We start from the raw sequence: 20,244 nt of genomic DNA on the forward strand, positions 1-20,244 counted from the left end.
GTCGTCAGTTGAGGCGCTGGATGCGTCCGGCGCTGGTGCTGGAGCCCACCGGCTGGCCCCGCTGGTCCATGGCCTTGAGGTACTGCAGCATCGCGTCCAGATCGCTGACCCCGAGGTCGCTACGGTTGCGGCCACTCTTGAACAGGCTGAAGCGGTCGCCGCCATCGGCCAGAAAACCGTTCATCACCAGCCGGTAGTTGCCGTCGGCCCGTAGCGGTTGGCCGTTGAGGCGCAGGCTGCCGGGCACCACGCGGCTGTCCAGCGGACGCTTGGCGTCCCAGCGGTAGCTGAAGCCCCGGGACACTTGCAGGATGTTGGCATCCTCAGCGCCCTTCCATTGCTGGTTGAGCACCTGTTCGATCTGCCGCCCCGTGAGGTCGAAGGCGATCAGGTTGTTGTTGAACGGCTGCAGGGTCGCCAATTGCCCGTAGTTGACCTGAGTCTGCCCGGGCTCCAGGGCCAGGTCGCTGCGAATGCCGCCGGTGTTCATGAAGGCGATCTGTGCGCCATTGGCCCGGCCACCGGCCAGATGGGCGTCGGCGATCAGGTCGCCGATGGGCATTTCCCCGGCGGCATCGGCGCGCCGGGCAATCGGCGAGGCGGCAATCGCGCCCACCGGTTTGAGCAGCACCTGATTGCTGCGGGCCTCGACCTCCTGTTGCAGCCGCGCCAGGGCCGGGTCCTGTGGATAACGGGCCGGATCGGCCAGCAGGTTGACCGCCTGGATACTCGCCACCCGGTGCTGGCCCGGGGTCACTTGCAGGGTCAGGTGGGTCAACAGGTGGCCGTAGGCATTGCCCTGGGTCACCAGCAGTGGCCCGACCTTGCACAGGTAGCCCTGGTGCGAGTGGGCGCTGATCAGCACGTCCACCGCCGGGTCCAGGCGCTTGGCCACGTCGACGATGTCGCCGCCCAGTTGCGAGCAGTCCGGCTTGTCGAACGGCTCCGGGGTCGCGCCGCCCTGGTGCACCACGGCAACGATGGCGTTGACGCCCTGGGCATTGAGCTCGGGAATCAGCCGGTTGATGGAGTCGGCTTCATCGGCCACCTGCAAACCGCGCATGCCCTTGGCGCTGACCACCGAGGCCACGTCCCGCAGTACCGCGCCGACGAAGGCCACCTTGACCCCGCGCACCTCTTCGATGCGGTAGGCCGGCAACAGCGGCCGGCCGGTGTCGCTGTCCAGCAGGTTGGCCGCCAGGTAGGGGAAGCCGCTGCCGGGGTAGTTCGGGCGGAACTGGCAGGCCTTGTCCGGTCGGGGCGACTGGCAGCCGCCATTGAGCTGGCGCAGGAACTCGGCCTTGCCGTTGTCCAGTTCGTGGTTGCCGATGGCGCTGAGCTTCATGTGCATGTGGCGCAGGGCTTCCAGGGTCGGCTCGTCGGCCCACATGGCCGACAGCGGCGGGCTGCCGCCCACCAGATCGCCGGCGCCGATGAACAGCAACTGCGGGTCTTGCTGGCGCAGCTGGGTGAGCATGCCGCCGAGGGTGGCGATGCCGCCGGCCGCAAGCTTGCGCACCCCGCCCGGGGCCTGCGGGTCCTTGTAGCTGAAGGGGTTGGCTTGCAGGTAGCCGTGCAAATCGTTGATGGCGACGATGTTCACCGCCACCGGTTGCGGTTCGCGCGGCAGTGAGCTGCAACCGGCCAGGGCGACCAGGGCCAGGGTCAGTGCACCCAGCAGCCGGGGCATGGGACGAAGACGGGACATGAAAGACATCCTTGGCAGATCAGCGAAAAAAAAGCCGCTGGCACAGGCCTGGATCAGGCGCAGAAGAGCGCTGGGGAACAGCGCCGGCTTCGTCGTCGATCGCAGCCTGGGGCAGCGGCCACAGGTCACTTCAGGTCATCAGGCCGGTTGCAGGTTGCCCTGGATCGTGGCTGCGGGCGCGGGGGCCTTCAGCGCGGTGCCCATGCCGGCGCGCAGCAGCAGGATCTTCAGGTGGTCGGTGATGCGCTCGACCCGGTCCTGGAAGTGGTTGTGAAAGATCATGCTGCCCAGGGCGATGGCGATCCCCAGGGCGGTGGCGTAGAGCGCGGTGCCGATGCCCTTGGACACTTCGCCCGGGTCGCTGACGCCGGTCTCGGCCAGGGCCTTGAAGGTGTCGATGATCCCCAGGATGGTGCCCAAGAGGCCCAGCAGGGGCGCGGCGGTGACCACGGTTTCCAGCAGCCACAGGCCATGCATCAGCTTGCTGCGGGTGGCAATGTAGATCGACTCGCTGAGGTCTTCCAGGTCCTTGTGGCTGGCCAGCCCCTGCTTGTGGGCGAACAGCTCGGCGACCATCTCCAGGGGCAGGCTGTTGCGCTGGCGCAGCTCGGCGGGCAAGTCGTCGACGCTGTGCATCTTCGGGTTGAGCACGTTCTCCAGTTTCTTCGCCTGACGCAGGCTGAAGCTGAAGTAGATGCCCCGCTCCACGGCGATAAAGGCGGCAATCGCGGCGGCGCCGTACATGGTGTAGAAGGTGATGTCGTGCAGCAGATTCATGTCCATCGTCATTTCCTCTTGGGCCCGAAGGGCATCAGAACCCGGCTTCCAGGGAGACCATCGCGGTGCGTTCCTCACCGACGTTGTAATAGGCCGTGCTAGGCGCCAGACCGTTGGTGCGCTGGGTGTTGAACGACACGGTGCGGGTCGAGGCCAGGTATTCCTTGTCGAACACGTTGAGCATGGAGAAGCGCAGGGTCGCGGACTTCAGCACCTTCTTGTCCACCGGCAGGTGGATACCGGCGTTGAGGTCGACCACGGTGCGGCCGGCGATCTTCTCGTCGTTGGTCAGGTCGCCGTAGAAGGCGCCGACGTACTTGCCGACCACGTTGCCGTAGTAGCGCGAGTCGTCGTAGCCCAGGCTCAGGTTGAACATGTTTTCCGGCACGTTGGCCAGTTGCTTGCCGGAGGTCGGCAGCAGCACGTTCTTGTTGGTCAGGTCGTCCATCTGCTCGGACTTGGTGTAGGTGTAGGAGGCGTAGTAGTTGAAGTCGTGGGGCAGCTTGCCGCTCCACTCCAGCTCCAGGCCGCGGTTCTTCACTTCGCCGACGTTGGCCACCACGTAGTCGCCGTTGAGGTCGGTGGTGGAGATCTGCCGGTCCTTGAAGCTGATGTAGAACAGGGTCGCGCTCAGGGCCATGTTCTCTTCGCTGTAGCGCCAGCCCAGTTCCTGGTTCCAGCTCAGCTCGGGTTTCAGGCTGATGGAGTCACCCTTGTTGTAGAGCACGTAGTTGGGCGGCGTGCGCATGTTGCGGGTGACGTTGTAGAAGGCCTGGTTGTTCGGGTCGATCTGGTACTTGGCGTTGAAGCTGGGCAGGAACTGGTGGTACTTGGCGTCGCGTTTTTCCGGCTTGTCGGTGAGGCTGCCGAGGTTGTTGCCGTCGCGTTCCACGTACTGGTAGGCCAGGGCCCCGGTGAGGGTCAGGTCCGAGGTGGCCTGCCAGGTGTCCTGCACCCAGAGTTTCTGCGCCGGGGTCACGGTGTACTGGTGACGGCCCTGGACCGTGACGCCGTTGCGGTCCACCAGTTGGTCGGAACCGTTGTAGTCGCCCCAGACATTTTCCGGTGCGCCGTTGCCCTTGATCCCGATGAAGGGCTGGGTCTGACGCTGGCGGGCGCGCTCGTACCAGTAGCCGACGTCCAGGCTGTGCTCTTCGTTGAGGTCCCACTTGAGCTTGGTGGTCATCCCGGGGCGCCAGGTTTCGGTCCACGACGGCCGGTAGTAGGTGCCGGCGGGCAAGCCGCTCAGGTCGTAGTTGCCGGCCTTGTTCGAGCTGGCGGACAAGCTGGTGGCGGTCTGGCCGCTGAAGCTGCCGCCGTTGGACCACACGTAGTACGGGTTGAAGGTCAGGCTCAGGTCGTCGCGCAACTGAAAGCGCTGGGTCAGCGAGGCGGTCACGCTCTCGAAGGGGTTGCGGTTGAGCTTGTAGGACTGGGACACGCTGCCGTTCTTGAACACGGTGCTTTCCGAGTAGTCCAGGCGCCGGCCCTGGGTCTGGAACTGGGCCTTGCTCAGGCTGTTGTAGTTGTAGTTTTCCTGCAGGTTGTACTTGACGATGGCGTTGGTGGAGTTGCCGTTGCCGTCTTCGAACAGGGTGTTCCACTCGACCTTGTCGGCGCGCAGGGTGCCCTTGCCACGCCACTTGTCACCCTCGGTGTGGGACGCCGAAACCCAGGTCTTGAAGCCGCCCAGGTCACCGGTATTGAGACGGGCAAAGCTCTTGCGCACGTTGTTCGAACCGATGGACTGCTTGGCGAACACGCCAAAATCCTTGGTCGGGCGGATGGTCACCAGGCCGATGTTGCCGCCGCTGGAGCCGATGTGCGGGCCGTCGGCTTCGGATGAACCCTGGGTGACGAAGACTTCGCTGAAGTTCTCCGGATCGCCCATCAGGTTGGGGTAGATGCTGTAGTCCCCGGAATCGTTGATCGGGAAGCCATCGGCGGACAGCCCGACCTGATCGGAGTTCATCCCGCGCATGGTGAAGTTGGTGCCGCTCAGGCCCGTGGCGTCGGTGCTGGAGACGTTGATCCCCGGGGTGTACTTGAGCTTGTCCACGGCGTTGGCGGTGGGGGCCATCTGGTCCATGGCTTCCTTGGTCACGGTGGAGCGCCCCTTGGCGCTTTCTTCCTTGATCATGTGGCCGTTACCCAGGGTCTGTTTACCGGCAACGTTCACCGCTCCGACGTCGACGCTGTCGTCGGCCAAAACCAATGGCGCAAAACTGCCCAGGCCCGATGCCAGTAGCAGGGCATAAAGTTTATTGATCTTCACGGGTCAATCCCTTGCTTACAACTTTCGTTAATAGGTGATGGGTTTATTCCACGTTGTAACTAAAGGTCGCGGTAAAACGTTGCTTGGACTTGCCGGAGAAGGCGTCCGAGGGAAACGGTGAAACTTTCTCCACGCGGCGCAAACTGGTTTGCGCGGCGCGATTGAGCAACATGTTCGGCGCCTTGTTTTCGATGCCACTGTCGAGCACGTTGCCGGCCCGATCGACTTCCAGCCAGATCACCACATCGCCCTGGGGACGTTGCAACGAGGCCTCACGGCCGCTGGGGTATTGCTTGTGCTTTTCCAGTTCCTTGCGCAAAGCGGCGGTGTACAGGCTTTCCTTGATGGCACTGCTGGGCGCCGCGGGTGCGGGAGCCGGAGCAGGTACGGCGGCCGCGGGTGCCACCGGTTTGGCGGCGGCCACCGCGGGCTGCGGCGCCACCGGAGCACTCTGGGCCACGGCGGTCGGGGCCGGGGCCGGCTTAGGCGGCTGCGGCTTGGCCACCAGTGGCTTGGGCACCGGCGGTTTGGGCTTGACCACCGGCTTGGGCTTGGGCGGCTCGATCACCAGCGGTTCTTCCTCCGGGACCACCTGCGGCGGTTCGGGCTCGACCGGCAGCGGCTCGGGTTCCGGCGGCGCTGGCTCGGCGACCGCCAGCAGTTCGGCGGCATCGACCAGGGCAATTTCCACGGTGCTTTCGTCATACACCGGCTTGATCTGCAACTGTTGCAACTGGCTGGTATAGATCACCAGCAACAACAGGCCAGCCGGCAGCAGGCACGCCAGCCACTTGCGAGTTCTATAGAGACTGAACATGGCGTCAGGACTTGCGTGTAGCGATGGAGACGGAAGAGAAGCCATTGCCCTTGAGCAAGTCCATCACCGACACCAGGCGCTTAACTTCCACGCCCTGATCGCTGTTGATGATGATCACCAACTTTTCGCTGCCGTTATTCAGCGCTTTGAGTTGGGCCAGCAGCGCCCCTTCATCCAGGTCCTGACCGTCCAGTTGCAGACGTTCCTCCAGGCCCAGGGTGATCACCGCCTTGTTTTGCGGCTTCAACTGTTGCGCGGTGCTGGCCACCGGCAACTGCGTCTTGATTCCCACGGCGGGAATCACGTTGAGACTGATGAGTACGAAGAACACCAGGAGAAACATCATCACGTCGATCATCGGAATGATTTCGATGTGGGCCTTCTTCTTTTTTGCGACATCCCAGCTGCGCATCGTCTTGCTCCCGCTTCAGCCTTCCCTCCCTTGTGAGAGCTGAATCACAACCCTCGCCGATCCTGACCATGTGCTCAGGAATGCGCAGATCATCCGCGCCCCATGTAACGATTTGGTGACAGAACGGTGTGATATCAGTGAATGTTCGGGAGCTCTGGGACGGGCCTTTCAGCGCAAGACGATGAACCTTCCCAGCACCTTGTGCTGCTGGAAACCGAGCACCGCCTGCAACGAATCGAGGACCGCTTGCGGGTCCTGGCTGGAGAAACTGCCGCTGACCCGGCGCGCCGCCAACTGGTCGTTGAGCAGCACAATGCGCCCGGGGAAATAGCGCCGCAGGTCGGCCACCACCTCGCCCAGGGGCGCGTGGTAATAGTTCAGCCAACCCTGGCGCCAGGCCAGCTGTGCCTCGCTGTCGACGCTGTGCAACGGGGTCGCGGCAGCGTGCTCGTAGGCCACTTGCTGGCCGGCACCGAGGACCTGCTGCGCCGCGCCCTGGGCCGCCGTGACCGCGACCCGTCCGGACAGCACCGTGACCTGCGCGCCCGCCGGTTGCAGGCGCACTTCGAACTGGGTGCCCAGGACCCGCGTCTCGCCCTCCCCGGCCGCCACCACGAAGGGCGCGCCGGTGTGGCTGACACTGAAGAACCCGGCGCCGCGGCGCAGTTGCACATGCCGCTCGCCGCCGCTGAAATCCACGGCAATCGCGCTGTCGGCATCCAGGGTCACCTGGCTCTGGTCGGCCAGGGTCACGGTGCGCACCTGGCCCGGCGCGGAAACGTAGTCGGCCCCCAGGTCATCGACCCAGCGCCCAGGCTGCCAACCGGCGCCCAGGGCCACCGCCAGCAGCACGCTGGCGGCCAGGGCCAGGCCCGCAGACCCGCGGCGCCGCGCTCGGCCCTTGGCCGCATCCATGGAGCGCAGCAGGCCTTGCAGGGCAAAAGCGTCTTCAGCGGCCAGGGTCCGCGCTGGCTGTTCGCTCAGCTCCCACAGCACCTGGGCCTGGGCGTAGGCCTCGCCATGGGCGGGGTCGGCCTGCAGCCACTGGCTGAAGGTCGCCTGATCGCCGCTGCTGGGCTGGTCGTGGAGCAGGCTCAGCCAGGCCAGGGCCGCCTGTTCCTGGGCGGGCGTGGGGCTGACACGGGGGCGGTGGTTCACGGTGCATTCCTTGGCGTGCGCGGGGTCGAGGGTTCCCGCAGGCTGGCCTTGCAGGCTTCGAGGGCGCGCATCATGTGTTTTTCCACGGCGCTTTGGGACAGGCCCATGGCCTGGGCGATCTCGGCGTACTTGCGCCCGTGGATGCGGTTGAGCAGGAAGATCTGCCGGGTACGCTGCGGCAGGCTGCGCAGGGCGGCCTCGACGTGGCGCAGGTCGTTGCCGGCTTCCAGGGCGGCCTGGGGTTCGCAGCCCTGGTGGTCCTGCTGTTCCGGCAGCCAGCCTTCGCTGACCCGCACCCGCGCGCCCTCGCTGCGCAGATGATCGATGGCGATGTTGCCGGCGCAGCGCAGCAGGTAAGTGCTGAGTTCTTCGACCTGCACCAGCGGCCGGCGCCAGAAGCGCAGGAACAGGTCCTGCACCAGATCGGCGGCGGTGGCCCGGCAACCGACCCGGCGGCTGACCAGGGCCTCCATCTGCGAACGCTGGGACAGGAACACCTGCAGAAAATGCGCGCGGCTGCCCTGAGGATCGGCGTGTTCCAACTCAGAAGGCTTGGGTGGCAAGGTGCTCATCATCGTCGGCTCGCTCAGCAACAGGCCGGGGCGAGCACTGGCGGCCGCACCCGGTGAGCGAGCCCCTGCTTGAAGCAGGAGGCGTGCGCCAGCAACACGGCGAGAACCCGCGAAGCCAACGCCAGACAATAGGAAGTGGCGATAGCGCCGACCTGGCTTTTCATGTTTCGACCTTGAAGCGAGAGGAAAGCCGGCACCGCGCACAGGGACCGGAAAACAGGCGGGCATTTTAATAATAAATATTCTCATATGCAAAAAGCCCGCGACGAATTTCTCCTGGCTTCGCGGCCGCCCCCTGATTGCCGAATGCCGTATCAACCCCCTAAAATGCGAACAATTCTTGTTATCTAATAAGTCTTGTTCGCGCAGGAGCGTCCGGTTTGTCCCACTCCGCTACCGTCGAAGGCCTCTACCACGCCCATCACAGCTGGCTGAACAACTGGTTGCGACGCCGGCTCGGCTGCCCGCACAGCGCCGCCGACCTGGCTCAGGACACCTTTGTCCGAGTGCTCGGCGCCCGGGAAACACCGGCCCTGATCGAACCCCGGGCGTTTCTCACCACCATCGCCAAGCGTGTGCTGTTCAACCACTACCGGCGCCAGGACCTGGAACGGGCCTATCAGGAAACCCTGGCGCAGATCCCGGAACAGTTCGCGCCCTCCGAAGAGGAGCGGGCCATCATCCTGCAGACCCTGATGGAACTGGACAGCTTGCTCGATGGCCTGCCGCGCCCGGTCAAGCGGGCCTTCCTGCTGTGCCAGCTGGACGGCATGAGCTACGGCGAAATCGCCCGGGAATTGAACATCTCCATCGCCACGGTCAAACGCCACCTGAACAAAGCCGCCATGCGCTGCTACTTCGCCCTGTGAGTGCCTTGATGAATCCACACCTCAACGGCCAGCCCGACTTCAGCCAGCAGGTGGCCGAGCAGGCCGTGCACTGGCTACTGGAAATGCACGGCGGGCCGTTGAGCCCGCGCCAGCAACAGGCCTGGCAGCACTGGCACGACGCCCACAGCGAACATCAACGGGCCTGGGAGCATATCCAGCGGGTCAACCAGCGCTTGCGCGGTGTGTCGTCGCCCCTGGCCCACGCCGCTCTGAACGGCCCCAGGTCCTCCAGTCGACGCCAGGCGCTGAAGCTGTTGCTGCTGCTTGGCGCCGGCTCGGTCGCGGCCTGGGGCCTGCGCGAGCACAACCCGCTGCCGCCGCTGCTGGCGGACTATCGAAGCAAGGTGGGCCAGCGCCGCCAACTGCGACTGAGCGACGGCAGCCAGCTGCAACTCAATACCCGCAGCGCCGTGGACGTGCGCTTTGACGGGCAGCAGCGGCTGATCCGCCTGCTGGAGGGCGAGATCATGCTCAGCAGCGCCCAGGACGCCCGCCCCTTGCAGGTGCAGACCGCCCAGGGCTGGCTAAACCTGCAAGGCGCACGGCTGAACCTGCGCCAGTTCAACACGCGTGCTCACCTGGCGGTGTTCTCGGGAAGCGTGAGCGTAAAGCCGCTGAGCGACTCGGCCGCGCCCCTTGAGGTGGCGGCCGGGCAACAGGTGAGTTTCGACCGTCACCACGGGGCAACGCCCCGCGCCCTGGATGCCGGCAGCGGCGCCTGGAGCGAAGGCATGCTGGTGGCGGCGCACATGCGCCTGGCGGACTTTCTCGATGAACTGGGACGCTACCGCCCTGGCCAATTGAACTGCGATGGGCAAGTGGCCGACTTGCTGATTTCCGGCAGCTATCCGCTGGATGACAGCGAACGGATTCTGGATCTTCTGGAAATCAGCCTGCCGGTCAAGGTGCGGTGCTTTACCCGGTATTGGGTCACTGTTGAAGCACGGGCGTAGAAGCGGCCCGTTCATTCGCACAGGGGTCTTTGCCGCCGAAAAAAATGTCCGATCAGGTGAGCCGTTTGCAAAGGCTCGGGTGACAGAGAAGGAAAGCCACCTTGATTCCCCCTTCTCAGGACCTCCGTTCATGACCGAGCAACCCACCCGTCTCACTCCCTTGGCCCGCGCGTTGCGCCACTTGCTGCTGGGCGCCAGCCTGACTCTCGGCGGTCTGCCCCTGGCTCAGGCCGCCGAGGCAGCCAAGAGTTATCACATTGCCCCCACCACCCTGGAGGACGCGCTGAACCAGTTCGGCCGGGAGTCCGGGGTGCTGATTTCCTTCGGTTCACAGCTCACCCGTGGCGTGCAAAGCCGTGGCCTGGAAGGGCAATACGCTGCGCAGGAAGGCCTTGATGCCCTGCTGCAAGGCACCGGCCTGCAAGCCCGCGCCGAAGGCAACAATGCCTTCAGCCTGCAACCGGCCAGCCCGGACAAAGCCCCACAAACGCTGCACCTGGAGGCCTCCAACGTGGTGGGCGACTGGCTCGGTGATGCCCAGCAGAACGATGTGTTCGAGCACGCCGGCGCCCGCGACGTGATCCGCCGGGAAGAATTCGAACGCCAAGGTGCAACCCAGGCGCGGGACGTGCTCAATCGGATTCCCGGGGTCAATGCACCGGACAACAACGGCACCGGCAGCCACGACATGGCGCTGAACTTCGCTATCCGTGGCCTCAATCCGCGCCTGGCCTCGCGTTCCACGGTATTGATGGATGGCATTCCGGTGCCTTTCGCCCCCTACGGTCAGCCGCAACTGTCGTTTGCCCCCATCAGCATGGGCAACATGGACGCGGTGGACGTGGTACGCGGCGGCGGTGCGGTGCGCTATGGCCCGCAGAACGTCGGCGGCATCGTCAACTTCGTGACCCGGGCGATTCCCGATACGCCAACGGTCAAGGGCGGTTTTCAGACCGAGACCAGCCCCTCCTCCAGCCATGACGGCTTCAAGACCACCGGCAACCTGCTGGCCGGCGGTACCGCCGACAACGGCCTGGGTGGCGCCCTGCTGTACTCCGGCACCCGCGGCGGCGACTGGCGCGAACACAGCGACACGCAGATCGACGACCTGATCCTCAAGGGCAAGTACCAGCTCGATGAGGCCAACAGCTTCAACGCCATGGCCCAGTACTACGAAGGTCAGGCGGACATGCCGGGGGGCCTGAACGTAGCGGACTACAAGGCCAACCCGTACCAGTCGACCCGCCCTTACGACAAGTTCTGGGGCCGGCGCACGATGTTCAACGTCGGCTACCGCTACCAGGAAGACCGTCGTGAATTCACCGTCAACAGCTTCTTCACCAAGACCCTGCGCAGCGGTTACCTGGACCAGGGCAGCTTCCTTTCTCTGTCACCCCGGGAATATTGGGTGCGCGGCCTGGAAACCCGCTTCGCCCAGGGCTTCGACCTGGGCGCCAGCAGCCACGAGGTGGGGGTCGGTTATCGCTACATCAACGAGGCCGGGCATGAACTGCGCTATCGCACACCGCTGACCGCCAATCAGCAACTGCCCACCAGCAACAGCCGCAACGACCGCGACACCCGCGGCGGCACCGAGGCCCATGCGTTCTTCGTCGACGACCGGATCGATATCGGCAAGTGGACCCTGACCCCGGGCATCCGCTACGAGATGATCGAGTCCCAGCAAAGCAACAACCTCACCCACGTCAAATACCAGGGCGACTACAACACCGCGCTGCCGGCGCTGAACGTGATGTATCACCTCAACGAGAACTGGAACCTCTACGCCAATACCGAAGGCTCCTTCGGCAGCGTGCAGTACAGCCAGATGCCCAACCGTGTGGCCAGCGGCGAGGTCAAACCGGAAAAGGCCCGCACCTGGGAACTGGGCACCCGCTATGACGACGGCACCCTGCGGGCGGAGCTCGGTGCGTTCCTGATCAACTTCGACAACCAGTACGACAGCAACCAGACCAACGACAGCGTGATCGCTCGTGGCGAGACCCGCCATCAGGGGATCGAGGGCAGCCTCAACTACGCCCTGGATGGCCTGGATCCGGCGTTGGCCGGTTTCAATGTTTACGCCACCTACGCCTACGTCGATGCCACGATTCGTGAGGACGGTCCGAACAAGGGCAACCGTGTGCCCTTCTCCTCCAAGCACAAGGGCACCCTGGGCGTGAGCTACACCGAAGGCCCGTGGAAGCTCAATCTCGACAGCAGCTACCAGAGCAGCCAGTTCGCCGACAATGCCAACACCTCGCGCGAAAGCGCCGATGGCAGCAACGGTCGAATTCCCGGCTACATGCTGTTCAGCACCCGCGCCGGCTATGACTTCGGCCCGCAGCTGTCAGACCTGAATGTCGCGGTGGGGGTGAAGAACATCTTCAATCACCAGTACTTCACGCGCTCTTTCGACGACAACAACAAGGGCAAATACGTGGGCGAACCGCGCACCCTGTATGTGCAGACATCCGTCGCCTTCTAAACCCCGCCCCGCGCCACACAAACGCACCTGGCAGTGAAAAAAAAGGGCCTGCAATGCAGGCCCTTCTTTGGGGGGGACGCTTGGCCGTCAGCTATTGAGCGCGGCCTGTTGGTTTTCCAGGAATTCTTCTTCAAGCAGGGCATCGGCCTCGCTGCCATCGCTGCTGGGCACGGCGGCCGCACGTTTGCCGCGCAGTTTGCCGAACATGTGCTCCAGGGCGCTTTCCAGCTTGACGGTGGCGCCATCGATGGCCTGTTCCAAAGTATCGGCCTTGTGGGTCACGGAAATCGGTTGGTGACCTTTCGGACGGGCTTCCAGCTGGCAGCGCATATCGTCTGGACCGGACTTGCCGCCGTTCTCGTCGCGCAGGTGGACCACGACCCGGGTCAAATCTTCTTCGTAGCGTTCGAGCGTGCTTTCAACGGTGCTGCGCACCCACTCCTCCATCCGAAGGCTGCTTTGAATATGGTTATCGCTATGGACTTGGATTTGCATAGTTCTTCCCTTATTTCAGCTTGCTCGTAAGAGGGTCAAGGCAGGGCGTTTGGACCTGCTTTTCGTGACCTCTTGATTACACAATTAGGCACGGCGAGGAACATTTCAACCCCTAAAAAAAGATAAATATTCATACGCAAATAAACCCGGACAAACTGCAAAAGCGCTGTTACTGTCGGGAGTTAGCTCGATTCGGCTTCCTCGCTCAAACCCTCACAACTGCCCCTCTCCCAGGGGGTGCAGACCGCGAAAAATCTCCGCCTCTTCCACCAGCCAGTCATGCACCGCGCGCACGCCCGGATGACTCAGCGCGCCCGGCGCATAAAGCAGCACATAGCGCTTGTGATTGGGCACCGCCAGGCCGAAAGGCACGATCAGGGTGCCGCGCTCCAGCTCGTCGTTGAGCAGGGTGCGCCGGGCAATCGCCACGCCCATGCCGGCGATCGCCGCCTCGATGGTCAGGTGGTTGCGGTTGAAGGTATGACCACGACGCACATCCGCGCCTTCGAAGCCGATGGCATTGAGGTAGAACTCCCACTCGGCGTATTCGTAGCTGCCACGCCAGGCGGTGATGTCGTGCAGCAGCGCAAAGTGCGCCAGATCCGCCGGACCATGCAGCGGCGGCCGGCCCCGCAGCAGGCTCGGCGCGCACACGGGGAAAATCTGCTCGTCCAATAGCGCGGTGGACTGCAAGCCCGGATAACTGCCGTCGTTCAGGTCGATGGCCAGGTCGAAGTCACCTTCGTGCAGGGCCACGCTGCTGTCTTCGGCCACCAGCCGCAGCTGGATCTCCGGATAACGCTGTTGCAGGCGCGGCAGACGCGGGGTCAGCCATTTGCCGAGAAATGAAGGGATCGACCGCAGACGCAAGGTGCCGCTGATCATTCCCGCGTCCAGGCGCCGCAATTCCGCATCGATGCTGCCGTAGGCCTCGCTCACCGTCAGCGCCAGGCGCTGGCCCTCGGCACTCAGCTCGACGCCCCGGGGCCGGCGGTGAAACAGGCGCAGGCCCAGGCGCTCCTCCAACTGGCGGATCTGCTGGCTGACCGCACCGGGAGTGATGTGCAGTTCTTCGGCACAGCGGGTAAAGGACAGGTGCCGCGCGGCACAGGAAAACACATGCAGCCAGACATAGGTCTGGGCATGAAACTGACGACTCATCGTTTAGTCCTGCTAAAGAATCTCTTAGGAATTTTCGTTGGTCAGCCGCGACCGACCCGGGCAGTATCGCCGACATTGCGCTTGGCCTACAAAAAATGGCAGCGATCCACCTTCCATTGCTTGTAAGGCTTTAGCATGGCTATCAGTGTTTTCGATCTTTTCAAAGTCGGTATCGGCCCCTCCAGTTCCCACACCGTGGGCCCGATGCGCGCCGCCGCGACCTTCGCCCAGGCGCTGTTCGAGCAAGGCCTGGAGCAGCAGGTGCAGCGGGTGCAGATCCGCCTGTACGGTTCGCTGTCGGCCACCGGCGTCGGCCATGCCACCGACCGCGCCAGTGTCATGGGCCTGATGGGCGAATGGCCCGACAGCATCGATCCGGGCAGCATCAACCCTCGCATCCAGCAACTGCGCGACAGCGGCCAGCTGCTGCTGGGCGGACGCAAGCCCATCGCCTTCGACTGGCAGCAGGATTTGCTGCTGCTGGACCAAAGCCTGCCCTACCACCCCAACGCCATGTCCCTGACCGCCCACGGCGAGCAGGGCATCGTGCTGGAGCAGACCTACTACTCGGTGGGCGGCGGCTTCATCATCGAAGCCGCCCAGGTCGAGGCCGGAGCTGAAGCCGGCGCCAGTGTCGAATTGCCTTACGACTTCAACAGCGCCGCCGAACTGCTGGCCCTGTGCAAAACCCACAAGCTGCGGGTCGGCGAGCTGATGCTGGCCAACGAACGGGCCTGGCGCAGCGACGCCGAAATCCGCAGCGGCCTGCTGCATATCTGGTCGGTGATGCGCGAGTGCGTCGAACAGGGCCTGCGCCACGAAGGCACCCTGCCCGGCGGCCTCGACGTCCCACGCCGCGCGGCCAAGCTGCACCGCAGCCTGCTGGAGATCGGCAAGCCGAATGTCATCACCTCGACCCTGTCGGCCATGGAGTGGGTCAACCTCTACGCCCTGGCGGTGAACGAGGAAAACGCCGCCGGCGGACGCATGGTCACCGCCCCCACCAACGGTGCGGCGGGGATCATCCCGGCGGTGCTGCACTACTACATGAAGTTCAATCCCCAGGCCTGTGACGACGACGTCGTGAACTTTTTCCTCGGTGCCGCGGCCGTGGGCATCCTGTGCAAGAAGAACGCCTCGATCTCCGGCGCCGAAGTCGGCTGCCAGGGCGAAGTGGGCTCGGCCTGCGCCATGGCCGCCGCCGGTCTGGCGGAAGTTCTCGGCGCCACGCCCGAGCAACTGGAGAACGCCGCCGAAATCGGCCTGGAACACAACCTCGGCCTGACCTGCGACCCGGTGGGCGGGCTGGTGCAGGTGCCGTGCATCGAACGCAACGCGATTGCCGCGGTGAAGGCGATCAACGCCACCCAGATGGCCCTGCGCGGCGACGGCAAGCACTTCATTTCCCTGGACCGGGTGATCCGCACCATGCGCGATACCGGCGCCGACATGCACGACAAATACAAAGAAACTTCACGGGGCGGCCTGGCAGTGAGCTGGGTGGAATGCTGAGGAGCCTTGCCTGACCGTCCGTAAAACGTGAGCCCGAGCAAAAATAATAACGAGGCGATACCGATGACCGATGTACCCACACCTGCTGCCGAACACCCTGCTGTAGCCACACCCCGCGACACCGCGACAGCCCACTCGGGCTGGAGCAAGCACGACACCACCTGGATGCTCGGCCTGTATGGCACCGCCATCGGCGCCGGCACCCTGTTCCTGCCGATCAACGCCGGGGTCGGGGGCTTCTGGCCGCTGATCGTGCTGGCGCTGCTGGCCTTCCCCATGACCTTCTTCGCCCACCGCGGCCTGACCCGTTTCGTCCTTTCCGGACGCTCCGGGGACATCACCGAAGTGGTCGAGGAGCATTTCGGGATCGGCGCCGGCAAGCTGATCACCCTGCTGTACTTCTTTGCCATCTTCCCGATCCTGCTGGTGTACAGCGTGGCCCTGACCAACACCCTGGGCAGCTTCATGGAACACCAGTTGCACATGACGCCACCGCCCCGGGCGCTGCTGTCGCTGCTGCTGATCCTCGGCCTGATGGCCATCGTGCGCTGCGGCCAGGGCGTGATCGTGCGGGCCATGAGCCTGCTGGTCTATCCGTTCGTCGCCGCCTTGCTGCTCCTGGCCCTGAGCCTGATCCCCAACTGGAACGGCGCGTTCTTCGCTTCGGCCAGCGAGGGCATGCCCCTGCAGCTGTTGTTCAAGACCCTGTGGCTGGCAATTCCGGTGATGGTGTTTTCCTTCAACCACTCGCCGATCATCTCGGCCTTCGCGGTGGACCAGAAGCGCCAGTACGGAGCCCAGGCCGAGCGCAAGAGCAACGGCATCCTGGCCACGGCCCACGGCATGATGGTGCTGACGGTGATGTTCTTCTGCTTCAGCTGTGTGCTGGCCCTGTCGCCGGCGGACCTGGTGGCGGCCAAGGAGCAGAACATTTCGATCCTGTCGTACCTGGCCAACCACTTCCAGACCCCGGTAATCGCCTACGCCGCGCCGCTGATCGCCCTGGTGGCTATTACCAAGTCGTTCCTGGGCCACTACATCGGCGCCAGCGAAGGCTTCCAGGGGCTGATCGTGAAAAGCCTGCGCAGCCGTGGTCGCGTGCTGTCGGCCGGCAAGCTGGAAAAGATCACCGCGCTGTTCATGGTCCTCACCTGCTGGGCCGTGGCCACCTTCAACCCGAGCATCCTCGGCATGATCGAGACCCTCGGCGGCCCGGTGATCGCCTGCCTGCTGTTCCTGATGCCGATGTACGCGATCCAGCGGGTGCCTTCACTGCGCCAGTATTCGGGCCAGCTGTCGAACCTGTTCGTGGTGCTGATCGGCCTGATCGCACTGTCTGCGATCATTTACTCGTTCCTGCCCTGAAACGGGCCGGGATAAAAAAGCGGACCTGATGGTCCGCTTTTTTTGTCCCCGTATTCATTGCCCCGCGCGTTTCCCGGCATGTCCCTTGCTTTGTCCCGGGGGAGCAATACGGACGTTGACTACCCTCGGCGAACGGCTGGCCAGTGGTCTGGAATCGCGAACTAATTCCGCGCCCTGCCGGTCAATGACTGCACGATCCAATCAGGCGGTGACGCATCATGGACAACCCTTTGCAACTGATTACCGACACCTTCACCCCGCAATACCAGGTCAACCTGAGCATCCAGGGCCTGGACGGCAGCATCATGCTGACCCTGTCCGAAGGTGGCCGGGTGGTGGCCAAGCGCATGATCAGCGCGGCCCAGCGCAATGACCCGCAGCGCATCAAGCGCCTGGTGCAAAGCATTCAGTTCGGTATCGCCATCGAGCAGGGCCACAGTGCCGTGGCCATTCTCGAAGCCATGACCAACGGCGACAGCCTGGGCCTGCCGCCGCCCAAGGGCCAGACGCTCGCGCCTCCGGCCCTGCGGTTCTAGAGCTCGCCCTTCTCCACTTCCGGGTGTTCGCCGGAACCGGCGCCGAGCTTGCGCTGCGGATGCTCGATCTTCACCGAGGGAAACTGCGACGAGGCGTAGCGCACCACCAGGATGGCGAAGGCCAGCAGCAGGATGCCGCCGCACAGGTAGATGATCCCCAGGTCCGGCGGGTTGTGGTGCGAGACGTTGGAGATCAGCAGCCGGGTCAGCGCGGTGATCGCCACGTAGATCAGGAAACGCACCGGCATGTGGTTGGTCTTGAAGTAGATGCCGACCATCGCCCCCAACTCCAGGTAGATGAACAGCAGCAGGATGTCATCGATCTTGATGTGGCCCGCCTCGATCATCTGCAGAAATTCCATCACTGCCGCCCAGGCAGTCACCGCGCCAATGGCGAACAGCGCCAGGTAGTGGAATGTCTCGACGAACAGGTTGCCCAGGGACTCGGCCAGCTGGTGCACGTTCTGCCGCAGGTTCTCGGCCCAATTGATTTTCACGATGGTTCTTCCTTAGGTCGGTTCGACCGGATGATGCGGATTGGACGTGACGGTTGTTCTGCATGCAGAAAAAAGGCCAGGAGCCGTCAGTGAGATGGTGGCCGCCCGCAACGAGGCACGGCCCCGTAGCAATCGGCCCGGGAAAAAAATTCCGTCTACATTAAAAAGCCACTATCCAAGGGAAAAGGATTCGCCTATTCTCTCGACCTGTATATAGATACAGTGTTTATACAGACCCATTATCGTGAAGGCATGTGAGGTGGTGAATGGCCGTCGAAGTGGTATACCGCAGCAGCCGAGATCTGGAGCGCTTGTTCATGGATAAAGCCGAAGCTGACCGTCATGACAAAATGCTCGAACTGGCTGAATTGCTGGCGCAAGTGTTGCACAAAGCTGTGCCATCGTTGAGCGAGCAGCAAGTGGAAGAAGCCGGGATCTACATGGCGAAAAATCGCGATGTATTTGCCAAGGCCTTCAAGAGCCAGCCGGATGCGTTGTCCGAGTTGCTCAGCGCCCCCGCTCCCGCGGTGGAGGTGGTTGAAGCGCAGCAACCTGCTGAAGTCGAGGCGCCGAACAAACCGGCGAAAGCCGCCAAGGCGGCAAAATAGGCAGCACGCGAATTGAATAAGCCCTGTGTCGATGGCACAGGGCTTTTTTCATGCTTGCCGATCAAGAAGCGCCCGTTATGCAGCCGCCGGTCAAACGATTGCCGCGCCCTTCAGCTCGGGCAAATCGATAAGGTTGCGACGCAATATCGCAATGATCTTGTCCATGAAGATCACCGGCAAATCGGTTGCGCCTCCATACAGGTCGACCATTCCAACCTCAACCGCGCTGTCAACGATGCTGGAGAACGTCTCGATATCCTCAGGCGCTATCAAGGCGACAAGGCTCGCAGGCAAATCATCCCCTCGCCCATTCAATGCCAGTTGCGCTCCGGCCCTCTCCCAGGCCAGTAAACGATCTTTTTCCGGGTAGCCCTCAAGGTGTTTTATCAAGTCATCTACAGCAGGATGAGCAATACCTTGTTTCAGGCAGTAAGCCTCCAGACACGCCGCAGCGTACAACTGCAGGTCGCTGACGGAACACCCGATCAATTGCTTGTCCGTGTTAGCCGCTGTCATGGCGCGACCTCCCATACCCTGCAGCCTGGCGAGCAGTACCCGCAGGCTATATCCATGGCGTCCAGGACTCGGTCTTCAAATTCTTCAGGTGCGTCATGCCTGAGCGAGGCCAGATAGTTGTACACAGCCTGCGCGCCAAAGCCCCTATCGCGGTACCGCACAAGAAGCTGGCGTATCGATTGAATATCCGCACCTGAGCGCAACAGCGAAGACAACTGCTCATCCAGGTCACTATCGAGCACTTGCGGCATCGTCGAATGCATTCCTTGTCAATTGGGCCAAGAGGGACAGGGCTCGGCACTGCAACCTTTCCCGGGCCCAGATACTACAGAGGGCAGGACCCAGAGTTAAGACAGGGACGCCTAGCGATACAGCACCCGCTCCGCCAGTTCATCGGCCACCCGCGCCGGGGAGCGCTTTTCGGCCTGGGCATGAGCGAAGACTTCGGTCAGCCGTGAACTGATCTTCGAAAGGTGGGCGGTGATGGTCGACAGCTCCTCGCCACGGTGCTTGAGCGAGACATAAATTAGCCCGCCGGCATTGATCACGTAATCCGGCGCATAAAGGATGCCGCGGCGTTCAAGCTGGTCGGCCACTTCCAGGTTGGTCAGTTGGTTGTTGGCCGATCCCGCCACCGCCGCGCAACGCAATTGCGCCACGCTATGACTGTTGAGCACGGCCCCCAGGCCGCAAGGCGCAAGGATGTCGCAGGGGGTACTGAGCAGCGCATCGTTGGCAATCGGATGGGCGCCCAGTTGCTCCATGGCCAGCTGCACCTTGCCCGCATCGATGTCACTGACCAGCAGCTCGGCCCCGACTGCATGCAGCTGTTCGGCCAGGGCAAAGCCGACGTTGCCCAGACCTTGGATCGCCACTCGCAGGCCTTCCAGGTTGTCGCTGCCCAGGCGCGCCATGGCGGTGCTGCGGATGCCGGCGAACACCCCCATGGCGGCGTGGGGCGAAGGATCGCCGGCAGCGCTGGTGCTGGTGACGTAGCGAGTCTGCTGGGCGATGCAGTCCATGTCGGCCACCGAGGTGCCGCTGTCGATGGCGGTGATGTAGCGGCCGTCCAGTTGCTCGACGCAACGGCCGAAGGCCTCGAACAGCGCGGCGCGATTCTCCACATGGGCCGGACGGATGATCACCGCCGTGCCGCCACCTTGCGGCAGCCCGGCCAGGGCGGCCTTGTAGCTCATGCCCCGGGCCAGGCGCGCGGCGTCTTCCACGGCGCTGGTGGCATCGGGATAGGCCAGATAACGGCAACCGCCCAGGGCGGGGCCCAGGCGGTTGTTGTGGATGGCGATCACTGCCTTCAACCCGGTGCCGGGGTCGACGCTGAGGTGCAGCGATTCAAGGCGGGTACTGTGCATGAGAGCGAACATCGACGGGCTCCCGAATCACGTCTGGTAGTCGCCAGTATAGGCTTGCGCCTGGAATTTGCTGCGCCGCGCAGGAATAAGCCGGGAGCCTTTCCTGGCATTGGGAAATAACCTGCAACCACCTG

Annotated in this window: 18 protein-coding genes and 1 pseudogene; 7 read left to right on the forward strand and 12 right to left on the reverse strand. The window is 63.5% G+C overall.

What is annotated here, in order from left to right; genetic code table 11:
- Positions 1-4: 4 nt before the first annotated feature.
- From GGI48_RS09810 to GGI48_RS09840, 7 genes are all read right to left on the reverse strand, one after another.
- Positions 5-1,708 (reverse strand): bifunctional UDP-sugar hydrolase/5'-nucleotidase, encoded by a 1,704-nt coding sequence (locus GGI48_RS09810; protein WP_179598056.1) that lies wholly within the window; start codon positions 1,706-1,708, stop codon positions 5-7.
- Between the two features lie 138 nt (positions 1,709-1,846).
- Entirely contained in the window at positions 1,847-2,491 is a 645-nt protein-coding gene (locus tag GGI48_RS09815; protein ID WP_179598058.1) for a MotA/TolQ/ExbB proton channel family protein, read from the reverse strand.
- Positions 2,492-2,519: 28 nt separating this feature from the next.
- Entirely contained in the window at positions 2,520-4,760 is a 2,241-nt protein-coding gene (locus GGI48_RS09820; RefSeq protein WP_052960027.1) for a TonB-dependent receptor family protein, read from the reverse strand.
- A 43-nt stretch (positions 4,761-4,803) separates the two neighbouring features.
- Positions 4,804-5,577, reverse strand: coding sequence for an energy transducer TonB (locus GGI48_RS09825; protein WP_179598060.1), 774 nt, complete (start codon positions 5,575-5,577; stop codon positions 4,804-4,806).
- A gap of 4 nt (positions 5,578-5,581) precedes the next feature.
- Positions 5,582-5,989, reverse strand: coding sequence for an ExbD/TolR family protein (locus GGI48_RS09830; protein WP_016962919.1), 408 nt, complete (start codon positions 5,987-5,989; stop codon positions 5,582-5,584).
- A gap of 168 nt (positions 5,990-6,157) precedes the next feature.
- Positions 6,158-7,147, reverse strand: a complete 990-nt coding sequence (locus tag GGI48_RS09835) for a FecR family protein (protein WP_179598062.1) — start codon at positions 7,145-7,147, stop codon at positions 6,158-6,160.
- Positions 7,144-7,722, reverse strand: a complete 579-nt coding sequence (locus GGI48_RS09840; protein WP_016962917.1) for an RNA polymerase sigma factor — start codon at positions 7,720-7,722, stop codon at positions 7,144-7,146. Before GGI48_RS09840 ends, GGI48_RS09835 begins: the two co-directional genes overlap by 4 nt.
- Positions 7,723-8,099: 377 nt before the next feature.
- Here GGI48_RS09840 and GGI48_RS09845 point away from each other — a divergent pair, with 377 nt between their 5' ends.
- From GGI48_RS09845 to fecA, 3 genes are all read left to right on the forward strand, one after another.
- The gene (locus GGI48_RS09845) at positions 8,100-8,588 is read left to right on the forward strand and encodes a sigma-70 family RNA polymerase sigma factor (protein WP_179598064.1); all 489 of its coding nucleotides are present in this window, start codon (positions 8,100-8,102) and stop codon (positions 8,586-8,588) included.
- Between the two features lie 8 nt (positions 8,589-8,596).
- Positions 8,597-9,562 (forward strand): FecR domain-containing protein, encoded by a 966-nt coding sequence (locus GGI48_RS09850; protein ID WP_179598066.1) that lies wholly within the window; start codon positions 8,597-8,599, stop codon positions 9,560-9,562.
- Between the two features lie 130 nt (positions 9,563-9,692).
- Entirely contained in the window at positions 9,693-12,050 is a 2,358-nt protein-coding gene (gene fecA / locus GGI48_RS09855; RefSeq protein WP_179598068.1) for a TonB-dependent Fe(3+) dicitrate receptor FecA, read from the forward strand.
- A gap of 87 nt (positions 12,051-12,137) precedes the next feature.
- On the opposite strand, the gene GGI48_RS09860 is transcribed toward fecA, so the two are convergent.
- Positions 12,138-12,545 carry an HPF/RaiA family ribosome-associated protein gene (locus GGI48_RS09860; RefSeq protein ID WP_016962913.1) on the reverse strand — a complete coding sequence of 136 codons (408 nt, stop codon included), beginning with the start codon at positions 12,543-12,545 and terminating at the stop codon, positions 12,138-12,140.
- Positions 12,546-12,758: 213 nt separating this feature from the next.
- Complete coding sequence (locus GGI48_RS09865; protein ID WP_103740957.1) at positions 12,759-13,706, reverse strand: LysR substrate-binding domain-containing protein; 948 nt, start codon at positions 13,704-13,706, stop codon at positions 12,759-12,761.
- A gap of 135 nt (positions 13,707-13,841) precedes the next feature.
- Between GGI48_RS09865 and GGI48_RS09870 the strand changes: the two genes are divergently transcribed.
- The 3 genes from GGI48_RS09870 (at position 13,842) to GGI48_RS09880 (ending at position 17,119) form a co-directional block, all read left to right on the forward strand.
- Positions 13,842-15,218 (forward strand): L-serine ammonia-lyase, encoded by a 1,377-nt coding sequence (locus GGI48_RS09870; protein ID WP_179598070.1) that lies wholly within the window; start codon positions 13,842-13,844, stop codon positions 15,216-15,218.
- A gap of 63 nt (positions 15,219-15,281) precedes the next feature.
- Positions 15,282-16,583, forward strand: coding sequence for a serine/threonine transporter (locus GGI48_RS09875; RefSeq protein WP_179598072.1), 1,302 nt, complete (start codon positions 15,282-15,284; stop codon positions 16,581-16,583).
- 218 nt (positions 16,584-16,801) lie between these two features.
- Positions 16,802-17,119 carry a DUF3509 domain-containing protein gene (locus GGI48_RS09880; protein ID WP_016968031.1) on the forward strand — a complete coding sequence of 106 codons (318 nt, stop codon included), beginning with the start codon at positions 16,802-16,804 and terminating at the stop codon, positions 17,117-17,119.
- Here GGI48_RS09880 and GGI48_RS09885 read toward each other — a convergent pair.
- A complete protein-coding gene (locus tag GGI48_RS09885; RefSeq protein ID WP_016968029.1) occupies positions 17,116-17,616 on the reverse strand; it encodes a phosphate-starvation-inducible protein PsiE in 501 nt (166 codons plus the stop codon). The two genes, GGI48_RS09880 and GGI48_RS09885, sit on opposite strands and share 4 nt — an antisense overlap.
- Positions 17,617-17,882: 266 nt before the next feature.
- Here GGI48_RS09885 and GGI48_RS09890 point away from each other — a divergent pair.
- Positions 17,883-18,137: pseudogene (locus tag GGI48_RS09890) on the forward strand (YebG family protein); the annotation flags it as partial.
- A 177-nt stretch (positions 18,138-18,314) separates the two neighbouring features.
- On the opposite strand, the gene GGI48_RS09895 reads toward GGI48_RS09890, so the two are convergent.
- Together GGI48_RS09895 and GGI48_RS09900 are read right to left on the reverse strand one after the other, a co-directional pair.
- Positions 18,315-18,740, reverse strand: a complete 426-nt coding sequence (locus GGI48_RS09895; RefSeq protein WP_179598075.1) for a hypothetical protein — start codon at positions 18,738-18,740, stop codon at positions 18,315-18,317.
- A gap of 362 nt (positions 18,741-19,102) precedes the next feature.
- A complete protein-coding gene (locus tag GGI48_RS09900) occupies positions 19,103-20,122 on the reverse strand; it encodes a Leu/Phe/Val dehydrogenase (RefSeq protein WP_016968023.1) in 1,020 nt (339 codons plus the stop codon).
- Positions 20,123-20,244: the final 122 nt, after the last annotated feature.

This window comes from Pseudomonas protegens, assembly GCF_013407925.2.
In the GTDB taxonomy this organism is placed as follows: domain Bacteria; phylum Pseudomonadota; class Gammaproteobacteria; order Pseudomonadales; family Pseudomonadaceae; genus Aquipseudomonas; species Aquipseudomonas fluorescens_AP.

Coding starts and splice junctions, on each gene's coding strand:
- GGI48_RS09895 (WP_179598075.1), bottom strand. CDS start 18,740: ATGACAGCGGCTAACACGGACAAGCAATTGATCGGGTGTTCCGTCAGC.
- GGI48_RS09860 (WP_016962913.1), bottom strand. CDS start 12,545: ATGCAAATCCAAGTCCATAGCGATAACCATATTCAAAGCAGCCTTCGG.
- fecA (WP_179598068.1), top strand. CDS start 9,693: ATGACCGAGCAACCCACCCGTCTCACTCCCTTGGCCCGCGCGTTGCGC.
- GGI48_RS09865 (WP_103740957.1), bottom strand. CDS start 13,706: ATGAGTCGTCAGTTTCATGCCCAGACCTATGTCTGGCTGCATGTGTTT.
- GGI48_RS09810 (WP_179598056.1), bottom strand. CDS start 1,708: ATGTCCCGTCTTCGTCCCATGCCCCGGCTGCTGGGTGCACTGACCCTG.
- GGI48_RS09850 (WP_179598066.1), top strand. CDS start 8,597: ATGAATCCACACCTCAACGGCCAGCCCGACTTCAGCCAGCAGGTGGCC.
- GGI48_RS09825 (WP_179598060.1), bottom strand. CDS start 5,577: ATGTTCAGTCTCTATAGAACTCGCAAGTGGCTGGCGTGCCTGCTGCCG.
- GGI48_RS09900 (WP_016968023.1), bottom strand. CDS start 20,122: ATGTTCGCTCTCATGCACAGTACCCGCCTTGAATCGCTGCACCTCAGC.
- GGI48_RS09880 (WP_016968031.1), top strand. CDS start 16,802: ATGGACAACCCTTTGCAACTGATTACCGACACCTTCACCCCGCAATAC.
- GGI48_RS09875 (WP_179598072.1), top strand. CDS start 15,282: ATGACCGATGTACCCACACCTGCTGCCGAACACCCTGCTGTAGCCACA.
- GGI48_RS09840 (WP_016962917.1), bottom strand. CDS start 7,722: ATGATGAGCACCTTGCCACCCAAGCCTTCTGAGTTGGAACACGCCGAT.
- GGI48_RS09830 (WP_016962919.1), bottom strand. CDS start 5,989: ATGCGCAGCTGGGATGTCGCAAAAAAGAAGAAGGCCCACATCGAAATC.
- GGI48_RS09815 (WP_179598058.1), bottom strand. CDS start 2,491: ATGGACATGAATCTGCTGCACGACATCACCTTCTACACCATGTACGGC.
- GGI48_RS09870 (WP_179598070.1), top strand. CDS start 13,842: ATGGCTATCAGTGTTTTCGATCTTTTCAAAGTCGGTATCGGCCCCTCC.